This is a genomic window from uncultured Methanobrevibacter sp. (assembly GCF_902769175.1).
In the GTDB taxonomy this organism is placed as follows: Archaea; Methanobacteriota; Methanobacteria; order Methanobacteriales; family Methanobacteriaceae; genus Methanobrevibacter.
Map to the genome: position 1 here is coordinate 41,945 of NZ_CACXNW010000003.1, position 18,089 is coordinate 60,033.

The following is an 18,089-nucleotide window of genomic DNA, read 5'->3' on the forward strand; positions in this document are numbered from 1 at the left end:
ATCCACTTCCACCATACAAAAATAGCTAATAAAAAATAGAAAATAAAATTCTATTAGTTTAATTAAACCAACGATTAATTAAACAATAGAATCATTATAAAACTTATCTTTTAATTGGTGGTACGTAGCGTTTTAAGAGCAGTGACAAACTAATTACAGTAACTGAACTTAATGCCATAGCTAAACCAGCCCATTCTGGACGGAAAACTATACCAAAGAGTAGGAAAAGTAAACCTGCAGCTGCTGGAACAAGTAGCATATTATATGCAAATGCCCAAAATAGGTTTTCCTTAATCCTTGTCATTACCTTTTTAGAGAACTGAATGGAAGCAACAACATTTTCAAGGTCTCCTTCCATAATTACAATGTCTCCGCTTTCCATTGCAATGTCTGTACCATTTCCCATTGCAACACCAACATCTGCTTGAGAAAGTGCAGGAGCATCGTTGATTCCGTCACCAACAAATAAAACTCTTTTTCCTTCTTTTTGAAGAGCGCTTACCTTATCAAGCTTGTCATTAGGCAAGACATTTGCCATTACATTATCAATGCCAACAGCATTTGCTACAGCAGAAGCTGTTTTCTCATTGTCTCCTGTAAGCATATAAGTTTCAATGCCCATCTTATGCAATTCATCAATAGCATTTCTGGAAGATGGCTTAATCTTGTCCATCAAAGTGATGATTCCATTTATTTCACCATCAACAGCCATTGCAATAGTTGTTTTTGCTTCACTTACAAATACATCAAACTTATTTAAAACATCTTCAGTTACAGAAACTCCTTCTGCTTCCATTAATTTAAGGTTTCCAGCGAATACTGGTTTTAATTCACCATCAATAGCCACATTTGCCTTAAGTCCCTTACCTGTAATGTTTTCAAAGTCTTCAACATTGAGAAGAGGCAGATCATCCTTTCCTTCATTTGCCAATTTAAGGTTATCCTCCTTAAATCTGCTTAAAATGGATTTTGCTATTGGATGGTTTGAATTGTTTTCAACACTTGACAATATTTGAAGGAACTTGTCCTCATCAATACCAAATGTTTCAATATCCTCCACTTCAGGCTTTCCTTCTGTAATAGTTCCAGTCTTATCAAATACAAATACATCAACATCTTTAGAGCTTTCTAAAGTTTCTCCGTTTTTAATAAGGATTCCATATTCTGCTGCCCTTCCAACACCTACAGTAACTGCTGTTGGAGTAGCAAGACCTAATGAACATGGACATGCAACTACAAGAACTGAAATAAGGCAAGTCAATGCAAATAGCAAGCCTGAATGTGCTACAAAGTACCATAATAGGAATACAATAATAGCTATGGTCAATATTACAGGTATGAACCATGAAACTATCTTGTTTGCCAATCTCTGTACAGGAGGCTTAGATCCTTGAGCCTTTTCCACAAGCTGGATGATTTGTGACAATACAGTTTCGCTTCCAATCTTTTGTGCTTCAATCTTTAAGGCACCATCCTGATTTATAGTACCTGAGAAAACATCCACTCCTGCCTTCTTAAGTTTTGGAACAGGCTCTCCTGTAATCATTGCCTCATCAACATAGCTTTCACCATCAACTACAATTGAGTCTGCAGGAATCTTTTCACCTGGCTTTACAAGCAAAATATCTCCGATATTGATGTCTTCAATATCAATCTCCTTTTCAACATTGTTTCCTTCATCATCAACTGTTATTAATGTAGCAGTCTTTGGCTGAAGGCCAATAAGCTCCTTGATTGATGAGGAAGTTTTTCTTTTAGCCCTTGCTTCAAGATAACGCCCTATTGTTAAAAATGAAGGCAACATGACTGCAGATTCATAAAACATAAAGCTAGAGTCTAATACTATATTGAATGTGCCTAGAACACTTGATACGAAAGCAACTAGAATACCCATTGAATACATTACATCCATATCCAGATTCTTATGTTTAAATGAGTTCCAGCCTGCCTTTAAGATAGGATAGCTTACATAACAGAATGGGAAAATAGCTATAATCAATGACAATTGTCCCATAGTCAAAGGAGGTATTGTAAACTTAAAGTGCATAATTGCCATCAATATTGCTGCAGATACAAGACCAACAACGATTCTGTATAATTTGCCTCGTAAATCCTGCTGATACCTTTCCTCCTCATCCATTACATCAAGCTCGCCATCAAGGCCAATGTATTCAAATCCCAAGAATTCAATGGTCTTTTGAATCTCCTTAAGATTCAACATATCCCTGTAATACTTAATGGTGACCTTTTGATTAGATAAATTGGCATTTGCTTCCACTACCCCATCAACACGTTTAGGCAGAAACTTTTCCACATTATTTACACATGAAGCAAAATGCATGCCATCAATTTGAATAACAACCTCATCTTTTGGAACTGTAAATCCTACAGATTCAACTGTCTGATCTATCAAATCTGGAGATAGGTTATTGTTAAGAACCATATGAGCCTTATTAGTGTTTAAGTCTACATTGATGGATTCAACTTCATCAAGCTTGCCAAGTGATTTTTCAACAAGAAGGGAGCATGATGAACAGTGCATACCATCAACGGGAATATCCAATTCTTTTTGAGCCATATAATCCTCCTAATAATAGTTAATGAATAATAATTTTTTTAAAAAACATTCCTAAAATGTGATAAAAAAGTGATTATTCTTAAAAACATTTCTTAATATACGAATTAATATATCTATTGTTATACCATTTTTTTAAAAAAATATAAAATAATTAAAAAAACAGCATTAGAATACAAATTAGTCAAGTTTTAAAAAGAAATGAAAAAATAAGAAAAAATAATTAAAGATAACTATTGAACTTATTCCACTTCAAATCCTGCTTCTTTTACAGCACCTGCTAAGTCTACATCAGAAACTTTTTCATTGTCGTATTCTACTTCAACCTTATTTGCATCTAAATCGACAACAGCAGATTCTACACCATCTAAATCCATCATGCAAAGTTCAACAGCTTTTGCACATGAAGGACAGTGCATTCCTACAACTTTTACTTCTTTTTTATCAATTGCCATATTCTCACCTATAAAAAAATATTACTTAAAAGCATTAGTATTATATTATTATATGTATTTAGCATAATATAAGTTTTTGGTATGCCTAAAAAACAATTTAAATTAACATTCAATAAAATAAGGAATAAAATCATAAATAATGCAAAAAATTTAAAAATCTTTTCAAAGAATAATAAAAAATTTAAATAAAACTGAAAATAAATCAGTTGAATATTAATAGTATGAAAAACATACAATATAGTATGAACGAAGCAGACTTTATCCAACAAATTATGTCACAAGCTAACTTGAATGAGGAACAAGGAGGTATGGTTAACGAAATTTTCCAAAATAACTTTATCGGTGGGGAAAAAAACAAAAACATGATAGTTAACTTGATTGCTGAAAGATTAGGTATAGACAAGGCACAAGCTGAAATGATCTATACTATCGGTGCAGGTCTTCTTGCAACCGGTGTCTTAAACAAAATCATGGGAATATTTAAGAGAAAATAGGTTTATTTTCTCTTCTTTTCTTTTTTAATGAATATTTAAATATCTGCCATCATTACTCTTTTTACTAATAAATAATTATAACATCAATTATTTACCCATTACTCTTTTTACTAATAAATAATTTAACATCTATTATTTACCCATTACTCTTTTAAAAAAAAATATTTATCTTATGCAACTACCCCATTTAAAAAATAGGCTTATGCTTTAAGATTCTTCCATCTTGGATTACTGTTAAAACATTATCACTATCTGCTAATGACTCTATTTTTTCAATAGGATTCTCCTTAACAATAATCATGTCGGCTAATTTTCCTTCTTCAATAGAACCTAATATGTTTTCCTGATTGAAGAACTTAGCACCTTCAATGGTTCCTGCTTGAATAGCTTCAAGCGGGCTTAATCCTACATCAACAAGCTGTTTCAATTCACCAAGGTTTCTTCCATGATCTATTACACCTCTATCAGAACCCATCAGGAAGTTTACTCCTTCTTCATAAGCTATAGCAATGTTTTCCTCTTGGATTTTCGCAACTTCCTTAAGCTTTTTGATTTTGCTTTCTGCAAATCCATCCCAAGCAGGGAATCCTTCCTTGATAAGGACATGATGAACAATCAATGTCGGTGTGAGATACATTCTCTTTTTGGCAAGCAATTGAGCTGCATTCCTATCAATGAAAGTACCATGCTCAATTGATTTTATCCCTGCCTTTGCACATCTTTCAATTCCTTCCAAACTATGGCAATGGGCAGCTACCTTTAAATTATTGTTTTCTGCCTCATCAACAATTGTTTTCAATTCCTTTTTATTGAATTGTGCAAAATCTGGAGAAGTGTATGGAGAGAGAATTCCTCCACTTGCCATAATCTTAATAAAGTCAGCACGTGCCCTTATGACTTCACGGGTTTTCCTTAATACCCCTTCTACACCATCACAGGTTCCTGCAGGAAACCCAGGATATGTTATTTCCATATCATGGCCTGAATTCAAGTAATGGTCAAAATGGCCTCCAGTGATTGCTAAAGGCTTTATTGAAATGTTCAATCTTGGAGCAGGGAATATTTTCTTCTCTTGAGCCATCTTAACTCCAATGTCTGCAAGTCCAGTATCACGAACAGTTGTTACTCCTGCATCAATTGTTGCCTTCATGTTTGCAATAGCATCATAAAAATGCAAGGCAAGAGGATCCTTCATTACATCTTCCTTATGAAATCCGTTTGCCATGATATGAGAATGGGAATCTATAAATCCTGGCAAAAGATAATCGTCTTCACCATCGATTACTATATGGTCCTTGTATAATGAGGATTCCTTTGTATGCATAGACTTTATCTTGCCATTTTCAATTAAAACATGTCTTTCGGGAATAGGCTCTTCACTGAAAGGATTTATAATATTTACGTTTTTAATGTATATAGAAGACATTTAATCACCCTCTTAAATAATAAATTAATTAAAACAATTACTCCAAAATATAAGTTTTAAAGCTGTTTAAAAACTGTTAAAAAGACAATACTCAAGTTTTAAAAACTATTTAAACAAATAATTCAAATTGTTTGCAATAAAATGCTAAACAAGTTTTTAAAAGCCCTTTTAAACAAAAACACAAATTATAATAAAGTTATTTTACCATTATCACTATCTACTTCAACTACTTTACCATTGACCAATTCTTCAACACTTGATGGAGAATCAACCATTGGAATATCAGACATAATAGCTCCAGTTGCTATAATTGGCTCTACCTTTAAGCAGATGATTGCCTTTGGAGCAGTATTGTTTTTCATCATTTGGAAAATAACATAGGACCCTACAGTAGATCCTTTTCCTCCTGGAATGAAAAGCACTTTGTCCTTAATGGATTCTCCTTTCAATTCATGATTAGGGTCAATTACAATACCGGTTTCAGGGTCTACTCCACCTAAAAAACTAATTGCTTCATTAGAGACTATTAATTCCCCTTCCGCTTTTCCTTTAGAAATATTTCTGCATTCAATCATAAAATCACATGTGAAAATAAATTTAATTATTAAAATATATGATAACTCTTTAAAAATTATCGTTAATTATAATTAATTTATCAGTTCTATTATAAAAATTTTAAAAAAGGATAGGCAAATCTAATAAAACAGAATGACAAGAAAAAAAAGTTTTCAAAAAATTTATAAATAATTAAAATATATTTAAAAATAATAGTCATAAAAATATGACTAAATTAGGTGATAACATGAATCGTTTAGAAAATAAAATAGCAATTGTAACAGGTTCAACAAGCGGTATAGGAATAGGAATAGCAAAACTCTATGCTGCTGAAGGTGCAACAGTGGTTATCTGTGGAAGAAGAGAGGAAAAAGGTCAGGAAATCGTTGATAAAATCAAGGAAGCAGGAGGAGAAGCATTCTTCCACTTTATGGATCTTGATGACATATCTTCAATTGAAGCATTATTCAAAGATGTAGATGAAAAATGTGGAAAAATTGACATTCTCGTAAATAATGCTACAAATGTTAGCCTACAAGACGGCTCTGTAACCGAATTAACCCTTGAAATGTGGGACGCTATGTTTACAAGCGACCTTAGAGGAACATTCTTTGCCATAAAAACAGTTATTCCATACATGCAGAAAAATGGTGGAGGCTCAATAGTCAATATTGGTTCTATGGCATCAACTGGTGGAGACCTCGGAGCAACCGCATATGCTTGTGCAAAAGCAGGAATTGACATGTTAACCTCATGTGTAGCACTCCAATATGGTAAGGACGATATTCGCTGCAACTGTGTTCATCCAGGACTTATTGTAACTCCCCAAAATGAGGCATTTGTTGCACAAGAATTAAAAGACATCTTCCTTAGCAATATTGAAGTGAATAGATACGGTTGCCCAGAGGATATTGGACATGCATGCGTATTCTTTGGATCAGATGAAAGTGCATACGTAACAGGCCAAATCATAAATGTTGATGGCGGTATGAACTCACACGTACCTACTGTAGCACAATTCCGTGAACTTGGATCTAGAACTTGGTAATTCAAACTGAGCCAAATGGATTGATTAAAGAAACTGAATGAAAAATATTAATAAGATTAATGCCTAATATTTTTATAGGTGAAATTTCTATGACTGATGCAGAATTAGCTTTTAAAACTGGAAGCATATTTAATAAAAAGATCACTTCCGCCTTTTGGTCCTCATTCAAGGGCAAATATGGAAGGGTTCAAGTTGAAGTATTAGTATTTCTTTCAGAAGTTGAATCTGCTCAGGCATCAGAAATTGTAAGGGAATTAAACATTTCCAAACAGCATGTTTCACTTATTCTAAAAGAATTCATTTCAGACGGATATGTGAAAGTGGTCAGCAATCCAAATGATAAACGAGCAAACCTTGTTTCAATTACCCCCTCTGGACAGGAATTCCTAAATGAGCATATCGAAATAAGTAATCAAGTCTTTAATGATATCGTTTCAAAAATGAATAAAGATGAAAAAGAGAGATTTCTTGAAGCAATGGATACAGTATATACCATACTCAATAATGTGGATTAAAACTATATTTCCATATAGATTTAAGTCTTATTTTATTAAAAATAATTCTCTTTAACTGGATTTAAATCTTATTTTATTAAAAATAATTCTTTTTAACCCTATTAAAAAAATAATAAAAAAAATACTTATTTTGTTAAAAATAATTCATTTTACCCCTATTTTTTTAAAAAATATAAAAAAATCATTAGTTTATTAAAAATTAACCATTTTAACTATAATTTTAAATATCATAAATAACATAACAATTGTTATAAATGATTACGGTATATTAACTTAATTTAGAAAATAAATATATATTAAAAATAAAATACAAATTAACTGTAATCATTTAAAAATATTTAGGATTGAAATAATGAGCGAAACTATAAAAATTTTAACAATTCAAGACATTTCATGTTATGGACAGTGTTCAATAACAGTTGCACTTCCTGTTGTTTCCGCTTTTGGAATAGAAACTGCAATTCTTCCAGCTGCTGTTCTATCTACACACACTTCAGGATTTACTGATTTTACTGTTAGAGACTTGACTGAAGACCTTCCAGAAATTAGAAAACATTGGGAAAAGGAAGGAATTTCATTTGATGCCATTTATACTGGTTTTATTGCATCAAAAGAACAATTGGATTACATTAAAGACATTATCGACTCAAGATTAAAGCCAAATGGACTTGTATTTGTTGACCCTGCTATGGCAGATCATGGCGAATTCTATAATGGATTTGACCAGGAATTTGCAGATGCAATGGGAGAGCTTTGTAAATTAGGAGATTTTATCCTCCCTAACACAACTGAAGCATGCTATATATTACATAAGCCTTGGAAAGAAACATTTTCAAAAGAGGAAATGTTGGAAATGGCTAAAGAGCTTTCATCATTTACAAACAGATATGTTATCCTAAAAGGATACGAAAATGATAACCATGAAATGGGAATGATTATTTTCGACAAGGAAGATGAATCCATTGAAATCGTATACAATGATAAGGTGGATTACGTTTCTCATGGAACTGGAGATGTCTTCGCCTCATCCTTTGTAGGATCAACCATGTTAGGCAAATCACCTTCATCTGCAGCAAAAATTGCTGGAGAATTTACCAAAAAGGCAATTGAAAAAACTGTTGGTGATGAAACCCATACATATGGAGTTAAATTTGAACAGGCAATTCCTGAACTTTACGATTTGCTGAAAACATTTTAAATGGACTTAAACTTGAAAATCCTGAACTTTAGGATTTAATGAAAACATTTTAAATGGACTTAAACTTGAAAATCCTGAACTTTAAGATTTAATGAAAACATTTAAAATCATTCCAACTTTTGATTGGAAAAATAAATTAAAATATTAAAAATTTAAAAAATATTAAAAAAATTAATTAATCTACCTTTAATGTGGGCATAATATGGAATATCGAACTGGTCTTTTTTCAAATGCAGTTATTTGGTTTGGAGTTGCAATATCCGTTTCTGAAATAGAAGTGGGGATACAACTTGCCACTTCAGCTCCAATTGATTCCATATGGCTGCCATTGATACTTGGCCACATTATAGGTGGAATACTACTATTTTTTACTGGGCTTGTAGGTGCACGTCTTCGAGTGAATGCAATGGAGACCATCAGGTCTACTTTCGGCAATTTTGGATCTAAATTCTTTTCATCACTGAATGTAATGCAGCTTATAGCATGGGTTGCTGTCTTAAATGCCCAAGGAGCTGCAGCGATGATGGGATTGAACTTGCCTATATCCTTTGCAATGACCTGCATTATCCTTTCAGCAATCATTGCAGTATGGGTTTATGTTGGACTAAGGCGTTCATCAAAAATCACAACTGTCATGATGGTAGTCCTTACTGCTTTGCTTGTAATATTATCTGTTAAGTTGTTGGGAGTCCATATATCAAATGCCTTGCCTATTGCAGGAAAGATAGACTCTACAGCATTAAGCTTTTGGAATATTTTTGAAATATCAATAGCTATGCCAATTTCATGGCTTCCTGTAATTTCAGACTATACAAAGGATGTTGAAAACCCAATTAATGGCACATTGATTTCCGCAGTTGCATACACTATAGCAAGCCTTTGGATGTATTTCTTAGGTATAGAAATCGTTGGAATTGGAACAACCAGCATTGCACAATCAATTCTCATTGCAGGCCTTGGAGCCCAAGGAGTGCTGATCCTTGTTCTTTCAACTGTAACCTCCAACTTTGTAGCAGCAAATTCAGCAGGAGAATCAGCAAAGGCAATTTACAATAGGATCAATCCAAGAATAGCTGGAGTTGTAGTGAGTTTCTTAAGTGCAGTCCTTGCAATTTCTGGAATTATGGACCACTACATTGGATTTTTATATCTTATCGCTTCAGTATTTGCTCCTATGGCTGCAGTGCTTATGGTTTCATTCTATCTTTCAAAAGAGGAAACAACAAATGCCAAGACTTGGTACTGGAACATATTTGCATGGCTTGCAGGTTTTATCGTTTATCAATTGACAGTGAACATGAATTCAATTTTCTTAGGACCAACATTGCTTGCTATCATCACATCAGCTATACTTGCATATATTCCAATTTTAGCAAGAAAAAAGACTCAATTAAATTTTACTGGAAAATAAACCCAAATTAAACCTATTAAAAAGATCCATTAAATTTACAGAGAAATAATTCCAAATTAAACCTTTAAGAAATAAGTTTCAATTAAATTTTTCTTGGAAATATGCTCAATAAAAAAACATTAGTTTACAAATCTAAAAAAAATAACCTAGTTTACAAATCTAAAAAAAAAAAATAACCTAGTTTACAAATCTATAAAAGTTATTAAAAAAAAATAATATTACATGAGTGAAGAAAATTTAATGGAAACCGGTAGGCTTGAAGCATTTTATGATGCGATCATTGCAATTATTGTAACTGTGCTTGTTTTAGAATTGCCACAAACTGCAACTGCATCCCTTGCATCAATTTGGGCTTTGAAAACATCTTATTTTGCATATTTGATAAGTTTTTTAGTATGTGCTAACCTTTGGCAATACAATCATATAATCTACAATCATGTTGACAAAATCAATACTAAAATCATTTGGCAAAACATAGCATTGATGTTTGTATTCTCCCTAGTTCCATACTTGACCATATTTGTTGCAAACTATCCTAACGAGTTTATTCCACAAGCATTATATGGTCTTGATTTCATTATTGTAGATATAATCCTATACTTTATGGCAAAATCCCTACTTGAATTAAATCCTGAAAACGAAGAATACTTGAAAAGTGCATTGAATGTTAGAGATGCATTGTATATTCCATTAGCAATATTCATTGTAGGATTCATTATAGCAATACTCGGATATCCTATTGCAATCATTATCTGTTGCTTAATCACAATTTTAAGGTCATTATATTCTTCCTTGAAAGATTAAACAAAGGTCAATTAATGTTACAGGACAGAATTGATAATATTATGGGATTTATCCATTATCTAATTAAAAAATATTAAAAATAAATACTAAAATTAAATAATAAAAGTAAAATAATAAAAGTAAATAATAAAATTTAATTATAAAAACAAAATATAATTAAATCATTTACTGATTGTCGACAAATAATTAATTTTAAACAAGTGGAACCATGTATATAACTAAGGATAATCGATTTGAAAAATACGAAATAATCAACAAGAATGTTTTAAAATATATAGTGATTATTCTAATGCTAATCGATCATATATGCTCTTTTTTCCCATTCACAAGTACACCTGTTATTATTGTTGGAGTAATAAGCCGTTTAACAGCTCCGACAATGGCATTATCCATTGCTGAGGGGTATTATTATACAAGAGACATTAATAAGTATATGAAAAGGATGTTGATATTTTCAATAATATCATATATTCCATATAATATGTGTCGTACAGCATATATTAATCCATTCCACCTGTATCCAGGTCCTATCATTCCAAAGTTCATGAGTGCCAGAGAAACTGTGTTTATAGATCCAAATGTATTCATATCATCTATAAATTCCACATTGGCCATCAATGAATCAAGTTATACTAACCTTATTCTTTGGTTTGATTACAATCTATTTATGGGATAAAATCAACATTTCCAAATATTGGAAATTGATTATCACACTATTTATTCTTTGGCTTTCAGCATTCTCTAACTGGGATTACTACATCATATTATTATGTTTAATCTTTTATTTCTTTAGGGAAGACCCTAAGAAAATGTGGGCTTTATATACAGTTGTAGCATTGCTCTATATATTTACAATAAGATTGTTTGCCAATCCATTCCATTTTGCTTTTACCATGGACTTCCAAATACATAAGCTAGGAATGTTTTTAGTGCCATTGTTCTTCTTAATGTATAATGGTAAATCAGGAAAGAAATCTGCATTCAATAAATGGTTCTTCTACATATTCTATCCAGGACATTTGCTTATTTTAGGCATTATTAGGTTCATTATGTGAAAAAAATAGCATAATAAGGAAAAAATAGATTAAAAAATTCTATTTAATTATGAATAATGAAAAAAATCGATAAATAGATTAAAAAAAAAAATGTTTTATTAATGAAATAATGAAAAAATGAAAAAATAGATAAAACAGATGTAAAAATTCTATTAATTAATAATATGATGAAAAAAAGATTTAAATTGAATAAAGGATGATTAGTATACATCCTTTTTCATAACTTCCCTTAGAACTGCTGTTGCATAAGACCCCTTATCAATGAAAAATTCACACATCACACCATCTTCAGTTGCCTTTGCACTTGCATCCCATACTTGGAATCTCATAGCTCTTCTAAGACCATGGCTTCCTAAACGAGGCATTTTAGGTACTTCAAAGTCATCCCTTGTTAATCCATAGCCAGTTAATATTTCCTCTTCCATTTTGCCAACTTCTCCACCAGCAAATGGAACCTTTGTACCATACAATGGACAGGTCTGATTTATTTCAAAGGAAGACACCATTTCCTGAAACTCTTCATTTGTTTTGTCTCTCACGATTCTTTCTTCCTTATCTATTACAATGTCTCCTTCAATGTATTTGTCCATTCCCATAGCTACCCTTTCGCTTACTGCTGCATTGAATAAAAATGATTGATAAGCATGAACAAACATTCTTTGAAGAGGCTTTGGAAGTGCATGGATAGCATTCTTATATGCCTTGTCTGACAATTCCACTTTGGATTTATCCACTTCTTCTGGCTCTATTCCCTCTTTTTCTGCTATCTTTCTAATGGCTCTTCTTTCCTCTTTAATGAGAACCTTAAGCATCATCTTTTCATAGCGCATTCCAGGATGCATCAATTCCAATGACTTTTCCCAATCTCCATCATCATAAGCTTGACGAGCTGCTCTTGCTTCTTCACCTTCTTCTGGAGAAGGATTTCCAATATACCTTCTTACTGCTTCCTTTAAGTCATTTTGAATAAGGGCTTCTCCAACCAAATGTGTGTTGGTTCTTGGCTTACCGAATCTTTGCCATCCAAAGTAATTAGGAACTCCTGTCTTTTCAAGGGTCTTTAAGATGGCATCTGCCCTATTGGCTGCATCTTCAATAGCTGACTTTCTTATCTCTTCATCTTCAGAATCCATTCCTTCAATATCCTTAACCAATATTCTAAACTTATTTCCCTTAAGCTGACCCATTCTTAACTTTTTTCTGGCTCTTATGAACTTTAAGAATTCAGTATTGTGAATGGTTCCTTCCAATGCCTTGACCTGATTGAACTGTTCTTCTGAGTCCATATTTGCTATACAAATCCATTGACGAGTGATGGCTTTCTTGTCCTTCATTCCTGCAAAGCCCATTCTTTTTCTATCAATATGAAGGTCTCTTGCAATATCAAGCAAAACGTCAAGGGTGGTTCTTCCTAATTTTTCAATCCAAATGTAAATGTTTGGACCTTCTCCATCAGGAATCACTTCTGGGATTTCCTCAACATAAAAGTCTTCCCATCTGTTTCTAATTGTTCCGCCGATACCTTCTTCCTTTGTAACATAAGTATTTGCATTAAGCATGATATTCCTCTAAAAAGCCATTTTGAATTCTGATAACTAAAATAAGATAATTCATTCATAATCTAAAAAATTTTAGAAAGAATTGTGAAAATAGTTAAAATCAGTCATTAAATATAAAAAATGCCCTGGCCGGGATTTGAACCCGGGGAATGGGATCCGCAGTCCCGCGTGTTATCCAAGCTACACCACCAGGGCAGGAACAAATGAAAAATAGTAAAAAATAGTTAAAATAAGTAATGTACTATTATAACATAATTATATTTGTATATTCCAATATATAATGTTTTGGCTAAAATCATATAATAAAATAGAAATTTATAATTTTTGTTTATGTATTGGAAAAAGAATGAATTAAAATAAATATTAGTTTATAGGAGTAGTTTCCATAGTTTCTAATAGCTACATTGACCCTATCAGCACTTAGATAATCCCCATTGGAAGATAAAACCTCTCCATCCAATTGATTGGTTTCTGTAAAAGCATAAGGGTAATTCATTTCATCATCTAAGAGGTATCGGCTGAAAAAATCATCTAAAATCAACTTAACCTCTCTTTTTGAGGAAATTGAATTATTGTTTATAGATAAAATATAAGATATACTCTCCAATATAGAATGGTCTCTGCCATCAAGATTAGAGGACATGATTTCCATAATGTCTTGACTTGTTTTAAAATCATTGTTTTCTTCACTTAAAGAGGGAATTTCAATGTCGGTTACCATATTAAATGCCATTAAAACCATAAATAGTATTAAAATTGAAAGCAATGCATCCACCAATGATACAAATCCCTCATTATCTTTAATTAAATTTTTCATAAACTCACATTAATGCTATTTTTAAGTTTATATTTTATTTTATAGTATAAAAAGTTATTTAAAGCACTTAAATGATTTTAATATTGATTTAAGATTGGAATATTTAGTTAAATTAGAAAATAATAATTGAATTGAAAAAAATAATGAAACAATAAAAAAAACAATAGTTAATTAATTTCTTTAAACAATATATTGCTAAACTTAAATATTATGAAAACATATTATATCTTAAATAGGGGATGAAAATATGAATATGAAAAAATTTTTAATTTTAACATTAATAACAATATGCGCCCTAGGAATATTATGTGGAGCTGCAGAAGCAAACCATACATTCAAAAAAGGCGGATATAAAATGAAAGTAACAGACAAACAATATAAAAAACTCAAAAGATCCAGTCCTTATTCCGTTATCATATACAAAAGAAAGTAGGTACAAAAACAAAAAAAACATATAAATATAAGACAGTGAAAACCGAAACATACCGAACATATTATGATAAAAATGGAAATTACAAAGGATATAGGATATTCACACATCACAATGGTTACTGAAATAACATTAATGCAAGATGGGTGGGAAATACATACAAATATAGAACATATTACAACAATGATGGAAGCTATTTCGAAGATGAGATATGCTACGATAAATGGGGATTCACCAAAAAGACTAAAAAGAATATTTGGATGGCTGCAATGAAAGATGCCAGATATGGTGATAGTAAAATCCATGTAGAAATCTATGATTTCAAACCATTTTGAAGTTTAATTAATTTTTTTAAAGTGTTGAAAACAGGATTATGTTTTCAAATCACTTCTCTTTTTTTTTAATCTGAGTCTTATAACTCACTTATCCTCAGAAGAAAATCTTAATCCCTCTGATTCCATAAACTTTACATTTTTATAACATTCGCTTTTATACCATTGCCTTAATTCCAACTCTTCTTCATCTAATGAATCAGTATTTTCCTTATCAAAAAATCTTATATTTCTTTCCATAATGCTTAAGTTATTGAGCATATTTGGAGAAACCTTTAAAGGATTTTTCTTATAGAGACCAATAATATAAATAACCATAGCCCTGGAAGCAAAATAGGAATCAGGATAATGGTCTACAAATTTATCTGCAAATGATTTCATATTCTCTAAATTATTGACTTCATATTCTGCTTTAAATCCTTTCGCCAAATCCAATTCATCATGCTTTTTAAAGCTTCCAGCAATCTTTTTTAATAATCCCATAAAAATGCTCCTTTTTAAAAATAAGAAAGTGAATAATGAACTCTGTTTGCTCATTTAATAGCTGTTATAGTCATCCATTGAACAAACTTATCTGAAAATGAAAAGTGATCATAATCATCCTCGATTTTTTTAGCCTTCCCATCAATTTTAATTATCTTCTTATTGGATTTTCCCTCTTTTAAATAAGTTTTAATGCCTTTATAATCATTGTTTGCTAAAAATTGGCACAATTGATCATCATCATATGCAGTCATTTTCATAAATCGTTCAAATAATTTTATTAAGAAAAAATCTGAACCATTTGTTTCACAACTTATTAAAAACATTCCACCAGGCTTAAGAACCCTTTTAACTTCATCAAAGGATTTTTCAATATCAGGCCAAAAATAAACCGTTTCAAATGCAGTGACTATATCAAAGACATTATCTTCAAATGGCAAATCCAATACGTTTCCTTCTAAAACTTCAACATCCCCTTGCAAAATCAAATCCCTATTTACTTCACGGGAAAGATTTACACTTTCAATACTATAATCTATGCCATAAACCTTCTTTGCACTTTGAGCCATCCGATTGATGTTTATTCCTCCACCACATCCTATGTCCAATATAACATCTTCTGGAGAAATATCCAAATGATTCAAACCCCATAGGGAAACTGGAGTGTGTTCCTTATTCATTGTTTTAAGTATAATATTACCTAATTTCCCTTTCGGATTTCCCATATTTTCAAAGAATACCATTTTGACACCAAAAACGTATGATTTATGCTTATTTGAAAAAATAATGACTAATTAAATATTTTTACCATATAAAACTTAAAGTTTTTTAATCCTATTTGAGTAATTGATTGATGAATTTCATAAAGTGAAAAAAATAGAAAGATTAAAAAATAAAATAAAAAAATTATTAAAATAATTTAAACAATAAAAACAACCATTAATCATTTATCATTGCTTAAAAAAAATTATTAAAATAATTTAAACAATAAAAATAATCATTAATTATTTATTATTGCTTAAAATATAATCAATAACTCTTTCTTTTTTCTTGATTGAATTATCAGCTGCCTTTTGGACTTTTTCCTTCATGATTTCAAAGTCTTCAGGAGTTGTGTCTCCAACAAGCTTTTTGATTTTAGTGTATGCAGCTTCTCTAAATAGTGGAACAAGCTTTTCCACTTCTCCATCTTCCTTAATGAGTCTTGGAGAGCCTTCATCGTCCACTTTACCGATTTCTGTAATGTATACTCCAACATCAGAAACGACTTTCTTAACATCTTCTGCAATTTCAGGAGGCACTACAAGCATAAGGGAGTCAGTTGAAACACCAAGAGGATCAATATCCAAGTCTTCAAGCATATTCAATACATTTGGAGCTACAGTGGATTTAATCTTGTCATGATAGAACTCCAATCCTACACCAGTTGTTTCACAGATTTCATGAGCATCTCCTCTAAGACCACCATTGGTTACATCTGTCATTGCATGAACATCCTTAACAAGGTCTGCTGCAAACAATGCCTTGGAAGCCTTAACAAAGCTTATGTTCATTGTATCCCATACAACATCAAAGTATCCATTGTAAAGTGCAGTTGTGGTTATTGTTCCACCTCCAGCACCTTCAGTCATGAGAATTATGTCACCTTCAGTTGCTCCTTTTCTTGCAGTTGGAGGGTGCTGTGAAACACCTACGCTTCCTACACAGCTGACTAACCTGTCACCAAGAACCATATCTCCACCTACACGCAAAGTACTTCCTGCTACAAGAGGAACATCAATAAGCTCAGACACTGCACATACACCTGCAGTATAATCAAACAATTTGCCTATATCACCATCATCAGCTAAATGCAAGTCACTTAAGATAGCTACAGGGTCGGCACCCATTACACATACATCCCTTAAAGTAGCTCTGGTTACATGGAAACCACCTAAAAATGGATATTCACTAAGTCTTGAATGGATACCGTCTACAGCAGTGGTTATGTAAACGTCATCTCCAGGAGCAGGGACCTTAACCACTCCACCATCATCTTGAGCATTAGGATCCACTACAGACTGAACCTTAGTACTTTTAACAATCTCTGCAATCTTTCTGTGTACAAAGAAGTCTCCTGCACCACGGGAACCTACACCCATTTTTCCCATTCCGACATTAGCCTTTGGCACAGTTATGATGTCCTTTAAAAATTCATCTTCAGTATTGTTAAGCTCAAGTGTAGTCTTGACCTCATCAATGACGCTTTCAGCCATCAAAATTGAATGTTCATCTGAAATGTCCTTAAATTCTCTTATTCTTTCTGCAAGGATAGACTTAAGCTCTTCTTCATCTTCGCCTTTGGTAAGCCTTCCTCTTACAAAACCTTCTATATCCATGTTTACACCATTAGAAATAATTATAAATTTTTGAATTTTAAGTCTTATAAAAAATAATTATGTTAGAAATTATTATGAAAATATTCAAAAGCTAACAAAATTTATGCATTCATTTGGACAAGCTGCAACACATACCTTACAGTCTCTACAAATGTAACCATCCTTTAGAGATGAATTACCATCCTTAATAATAAAACTGTTGTTTGGACAGACTGCAACGCACCTCTCGCAAGCTTTACAATTTTCTCTATTAATCTCAATATGAGATTCTTCCTTAACTTCTTCAACCTTTTCTTCCTTAACCTTATCTTTCTTAAAAAATGAAAATAATCCCATAAACTTACTTTATTAAAACAAATTAATAAGTTTTTATTAATGAATTTAAAAATAGGTGAAAAATAAAAAGAATCTAAAAGATAAAAAAAAGAAAAATTCAATAATGTTAAGAATCTAAAAGATAAAAAAAAGAAAAATTCAATAATGTTAAGAATCTAAAAGATAAAATCAGAAAAAAAAAATGAAAAAATAATAAAAGAAAAAGAATAATCGAATTT

At 31.7% G+C, this 18,089-nt stretch carries 20 protein-coding genes and 1 tRNA gene; 10 read left to right on the forward strand and 11 right to left on the reverse strand.

Annotated features, from left to right (window positions below; genetic code table 11):
• Positions 1-103 precede the first annotated feature (103 nt).
• Positions 104-2,578 carry a heavy metal translocating P-type ATPase gene (locus QZV12_RS01390; protein ID WP_295616038.1) on the reverse strand — a complete coding sequence of 825 codons (2,475 nt, stop codon included), beginning with the start codon at positions 2,576-2,578 and terminating at the stop codon, positions 104-106.
• Positions 2,579-2,817: 239 nt separating this feature from the next.
• Entirely contained in the window at positions 2,818-3,030 is a 213-nt protein-coding gene (locus QZV12_RS01395; RefSeq protein ID WP_292788823.1) for a heavy-metal-associated domain-containing protein, read from the reverse strand.
• Between the two features lie 242 nt (positions 3,031-3,272).
• Here QZV12_RS01395 and QZV12_RS01400 point away from each other — a divergent pair, with 242 nt between their 5' ends.
• Positions 3,273-3,524, forward strand: coding sequence for a hypothetical protein (locus QZV12_RS01400; protein WP_295616041.1), 252 nt, complete (start codon positions 3,273-3,275; stop codon positions 3,522-3,524).
• Between the two features lie 187 nt (positions 3,525-3,711).
• On the opposite strand, the gene QZV12_RS01405 is transcribed toward QZV12_RS01400, so the two are convergent.
• Both QZV12_RS01405 and QZV12_RS01410 read right to left on the reverse strand, forming a co-directional pair.
• Positions 3,712-4,950 (reverse strand): amidohydrolase family protein, encoded by a 1,239-nt coding sequence (locus QZV12_RS01405; protein WP_295616044.1) that lies wholly within the window; start codon positions 4,948-4,950, stop codon positions 3,712-3,714.
• A gap of 185 nt (positions 4,951-5,135) precedes the next feature.
• Positions 5,136-5,525, reverse strand: a complete 390-nt coding sequence (locus QZV12_RS01410; RefSeq protein WP_295616047.1) for a DUF126 domain-containing protein — start codon at positions 5,523-5,525, stop codon at positions 5,136-5,138.
• A gap of 227 nt (positions 5,526-5,752) precedes the next feature.
• Between QZV12_RS01410 and QZV12_RS01415 the strand changes: the two genes are divergently transcribed.
• The 7 genes from QZV12_RS01415 to QZV12_RS01445 all read left to right on the forward strand — a co-directional run bounded on the left by QZV12_RS01415 (position 5,753) and on the right by QZV12_RS01445 (position 11,536).
• Positions 5,753-6,553, forward strand: a complete 801-nt coding sequence (locus QZV12_RS01415; RefSeq protein ID WP_295616050.1) for an SDR family NAD(P)-dependent oxidoreductase — start codon at positions 5,753-5,755, stop codon at positions 6,551-6,553.
• Between the two features lie 89 nt (positions 6,554-6,642).
• Positions 6,643-7,068, forward strand: a complete 426-nt coding sequence (locus QZV12_RS01420; RefSeq protein WP_295616053.1) for a MarR family winged helix-turn-helix transcriptional regulator — start codon at positions 6,643-6,645, stop codon at positions 7,066-7,068.
• A gap of 352 nt (positions 7,069-7,420) precedes the next feature.
• A complete protein-coding gene (locus QZV12_RS01425; protein ID WP_295616056.1) occupies positions 7,421-8,266 on the forward strand; it encodes a pyridoxamine kinase in 846 nt (281 codons plus the stop codon).
• A 202-nt stretch (positions 8,267-8,468) separates the two neighbouring features.
• Entirely contained in the window at positions 8,469-9,677 is a 1,209-nt protein-coding gene (locus QZV12_RS01430) for a cytosine permease (protein WP_295616071.1), read from the forward strand.
• A gap of 222 nt (positions 9,678-9,899) precedes the next feature.
• Positions 9,900-10,481, forward strand: a complete 582-nt coding sequence (locus QZV12_RS01435; RefSeq protein ID WP_295616073.1) for a TMEM175 family protein — start codon at positions 9,900-9,902, stop codon at positions 10,479-10,481.
• A gap of 208 nt (positions 10,482-10,689) precedes the next feature.
• On the forward strand, positions 10,690-11,157 hold the full coding sequence (locus QZV12_RS01440; RefSeq protein ID WP_295616075.1) for a TraX family protein: 468 nt from the start codon (positions 10,690-10,692) through the stop codon (positions 11,155-11,157).
• Positions 11,099-11,536: a TraX family protein gene (locus QZV12_RS01445; protein WP_295616077.1), complete on the forward strand. Its 438-nt coding sequence runs from the start codon at positions 11,099-11,101 to the stop codon at positions 11,534-11,536. The genes QZV12_RS01440 and QZV12_RS01445 overlap by 59 nt, the downstream gene beginning before the upstream one ends.
• 200 nt (positions 11,537-11,736) lie before the next feature.
• Here the strand turns inward: QZV12_RS01445 and truD are convergent, their stop codons facing one another.
• From truD to QZV12_RS01460, 3 genes are all read right to left on the reverse strand, one after another.
• On the reverse strand, positions 11,737-13,095 hold the full coding sequence (gene truD / locus QZV12_RS01450; protein ID WP_295616079.1) for a tRNA pseudouridine(13) synthase TruD: 1,359 nt from the start codon (positions 13,093-13,095) through the stop codon (positions 11,737-11,739).
• Positions 13,096-13,216: 121 nt separating this feature from the next.
• Positions 13,217-13,290, reverse strand: a tRNA-Arg gene (locus tag QZV12_RS01455).
• Between the two features lie 133 nt (positions 13,291-13,423).
• A complete protein-coding gene (locus tag QZV12_RS01460) occupies positions 13,424-13,912 on the reverse strand; it encodes a hypothetical protein (RefSeq protein WP_295616081.1) in 489 nt (162 codons plus the stop codon).
• A 247-nt stretch (positions 13,913-14,159) separates the two neighbouring features.
• On the opposite strand from QZV12_RS01460, the gene QZV12_RS01465 reads away from it, so the two are divergent.
• Both QZV12_RS01465 and QZV12_RS01470 read left to right on the forward strand, forming a co-directional pair.
• Complete coding sequence (locus tag QZV12_RS01465) at positions 14,160-14,345, forward strand: hypothetical protein (RefSeq protein ID WP_295616084.1); 186 nt, start codon at positions 14,160-14,162, stop codon at positions 14,343-14,345.
• A 143-nt stretch (positions 14,346-14,488) separates the two neighbouring features.
• Positions 14,489-14,677, forward strand: coding sequence for a hypothetical protein (locus QZV12_RS01470; protein ID WP_295616087.1), 189 nt, complete (start codon positions 14,489-14,491; stop codon positions 14,675-14,677).
• A gap of 84 nt (positions 14,678-14,761) precedes the next feature.
• On the opposite strand, the gene QZV12_RS01475 is transcribed toward QZV12_RS01470, so the two are convergent.
• From QZV12_RS01475 to QZV12_RS01490, 4 genes are all read right to left on the reverse strand, one after another.
• Positions 14,762-15,157 carry a hypothetical protein gene (locus QZV12_RS01475; protein ID WP_295616090.1) on the reverse strand — a complete coding sequence of 132 codons (396 nt, stop codon included), beginning with the start codon at positions 15,155-15,157 and terminating at the stop codon, positions 14,762-14,764.
• Between the two features lie 50 nt (positions 15,158-15,207).
• The gene (locus QZV12_RS01480; protein WP_295616093.1) at positions 15,208-15,900 is read right to left on the reverse strand and encodes a class I SAM-dependent methyltransferase; all 693 of its coding nucleotides are present in this window, start codon (positions 15,898-15,900) and stop codon (positions 15,208-15,210) included.
• Positions 15,901-16,161: 261 nt separating this feature from the next.
• Positions 16,162-17,535 carry an AIR synthase-related protein gene (locus QZV12_RS01485; RefSeq protein ID WP_295616096.1) on the reverse strand — a complete coding sequence of 458 codons (1,374 nt, stop codon included), beginning with the start codon at positions 17,533-17,535 and terminating at the stop codon, positions 16,162-16,164.
• 84 nt (positions 17,536-17,619) lie between these two features.
• On the reverse strand, positions 17,620-17,871 hold the full coding sequence (locus QZV12_RS01490; protein WP_295616099.1) for a 4Fe-4S dicluster domain-containing protein: 252 nt from the start codon (positions 17,869-17,871) through the stop codon (positions 17,620-17,622).
• Between the last annotated feature and the right edge of the window lie 218 nt (positions 17,872-18,089).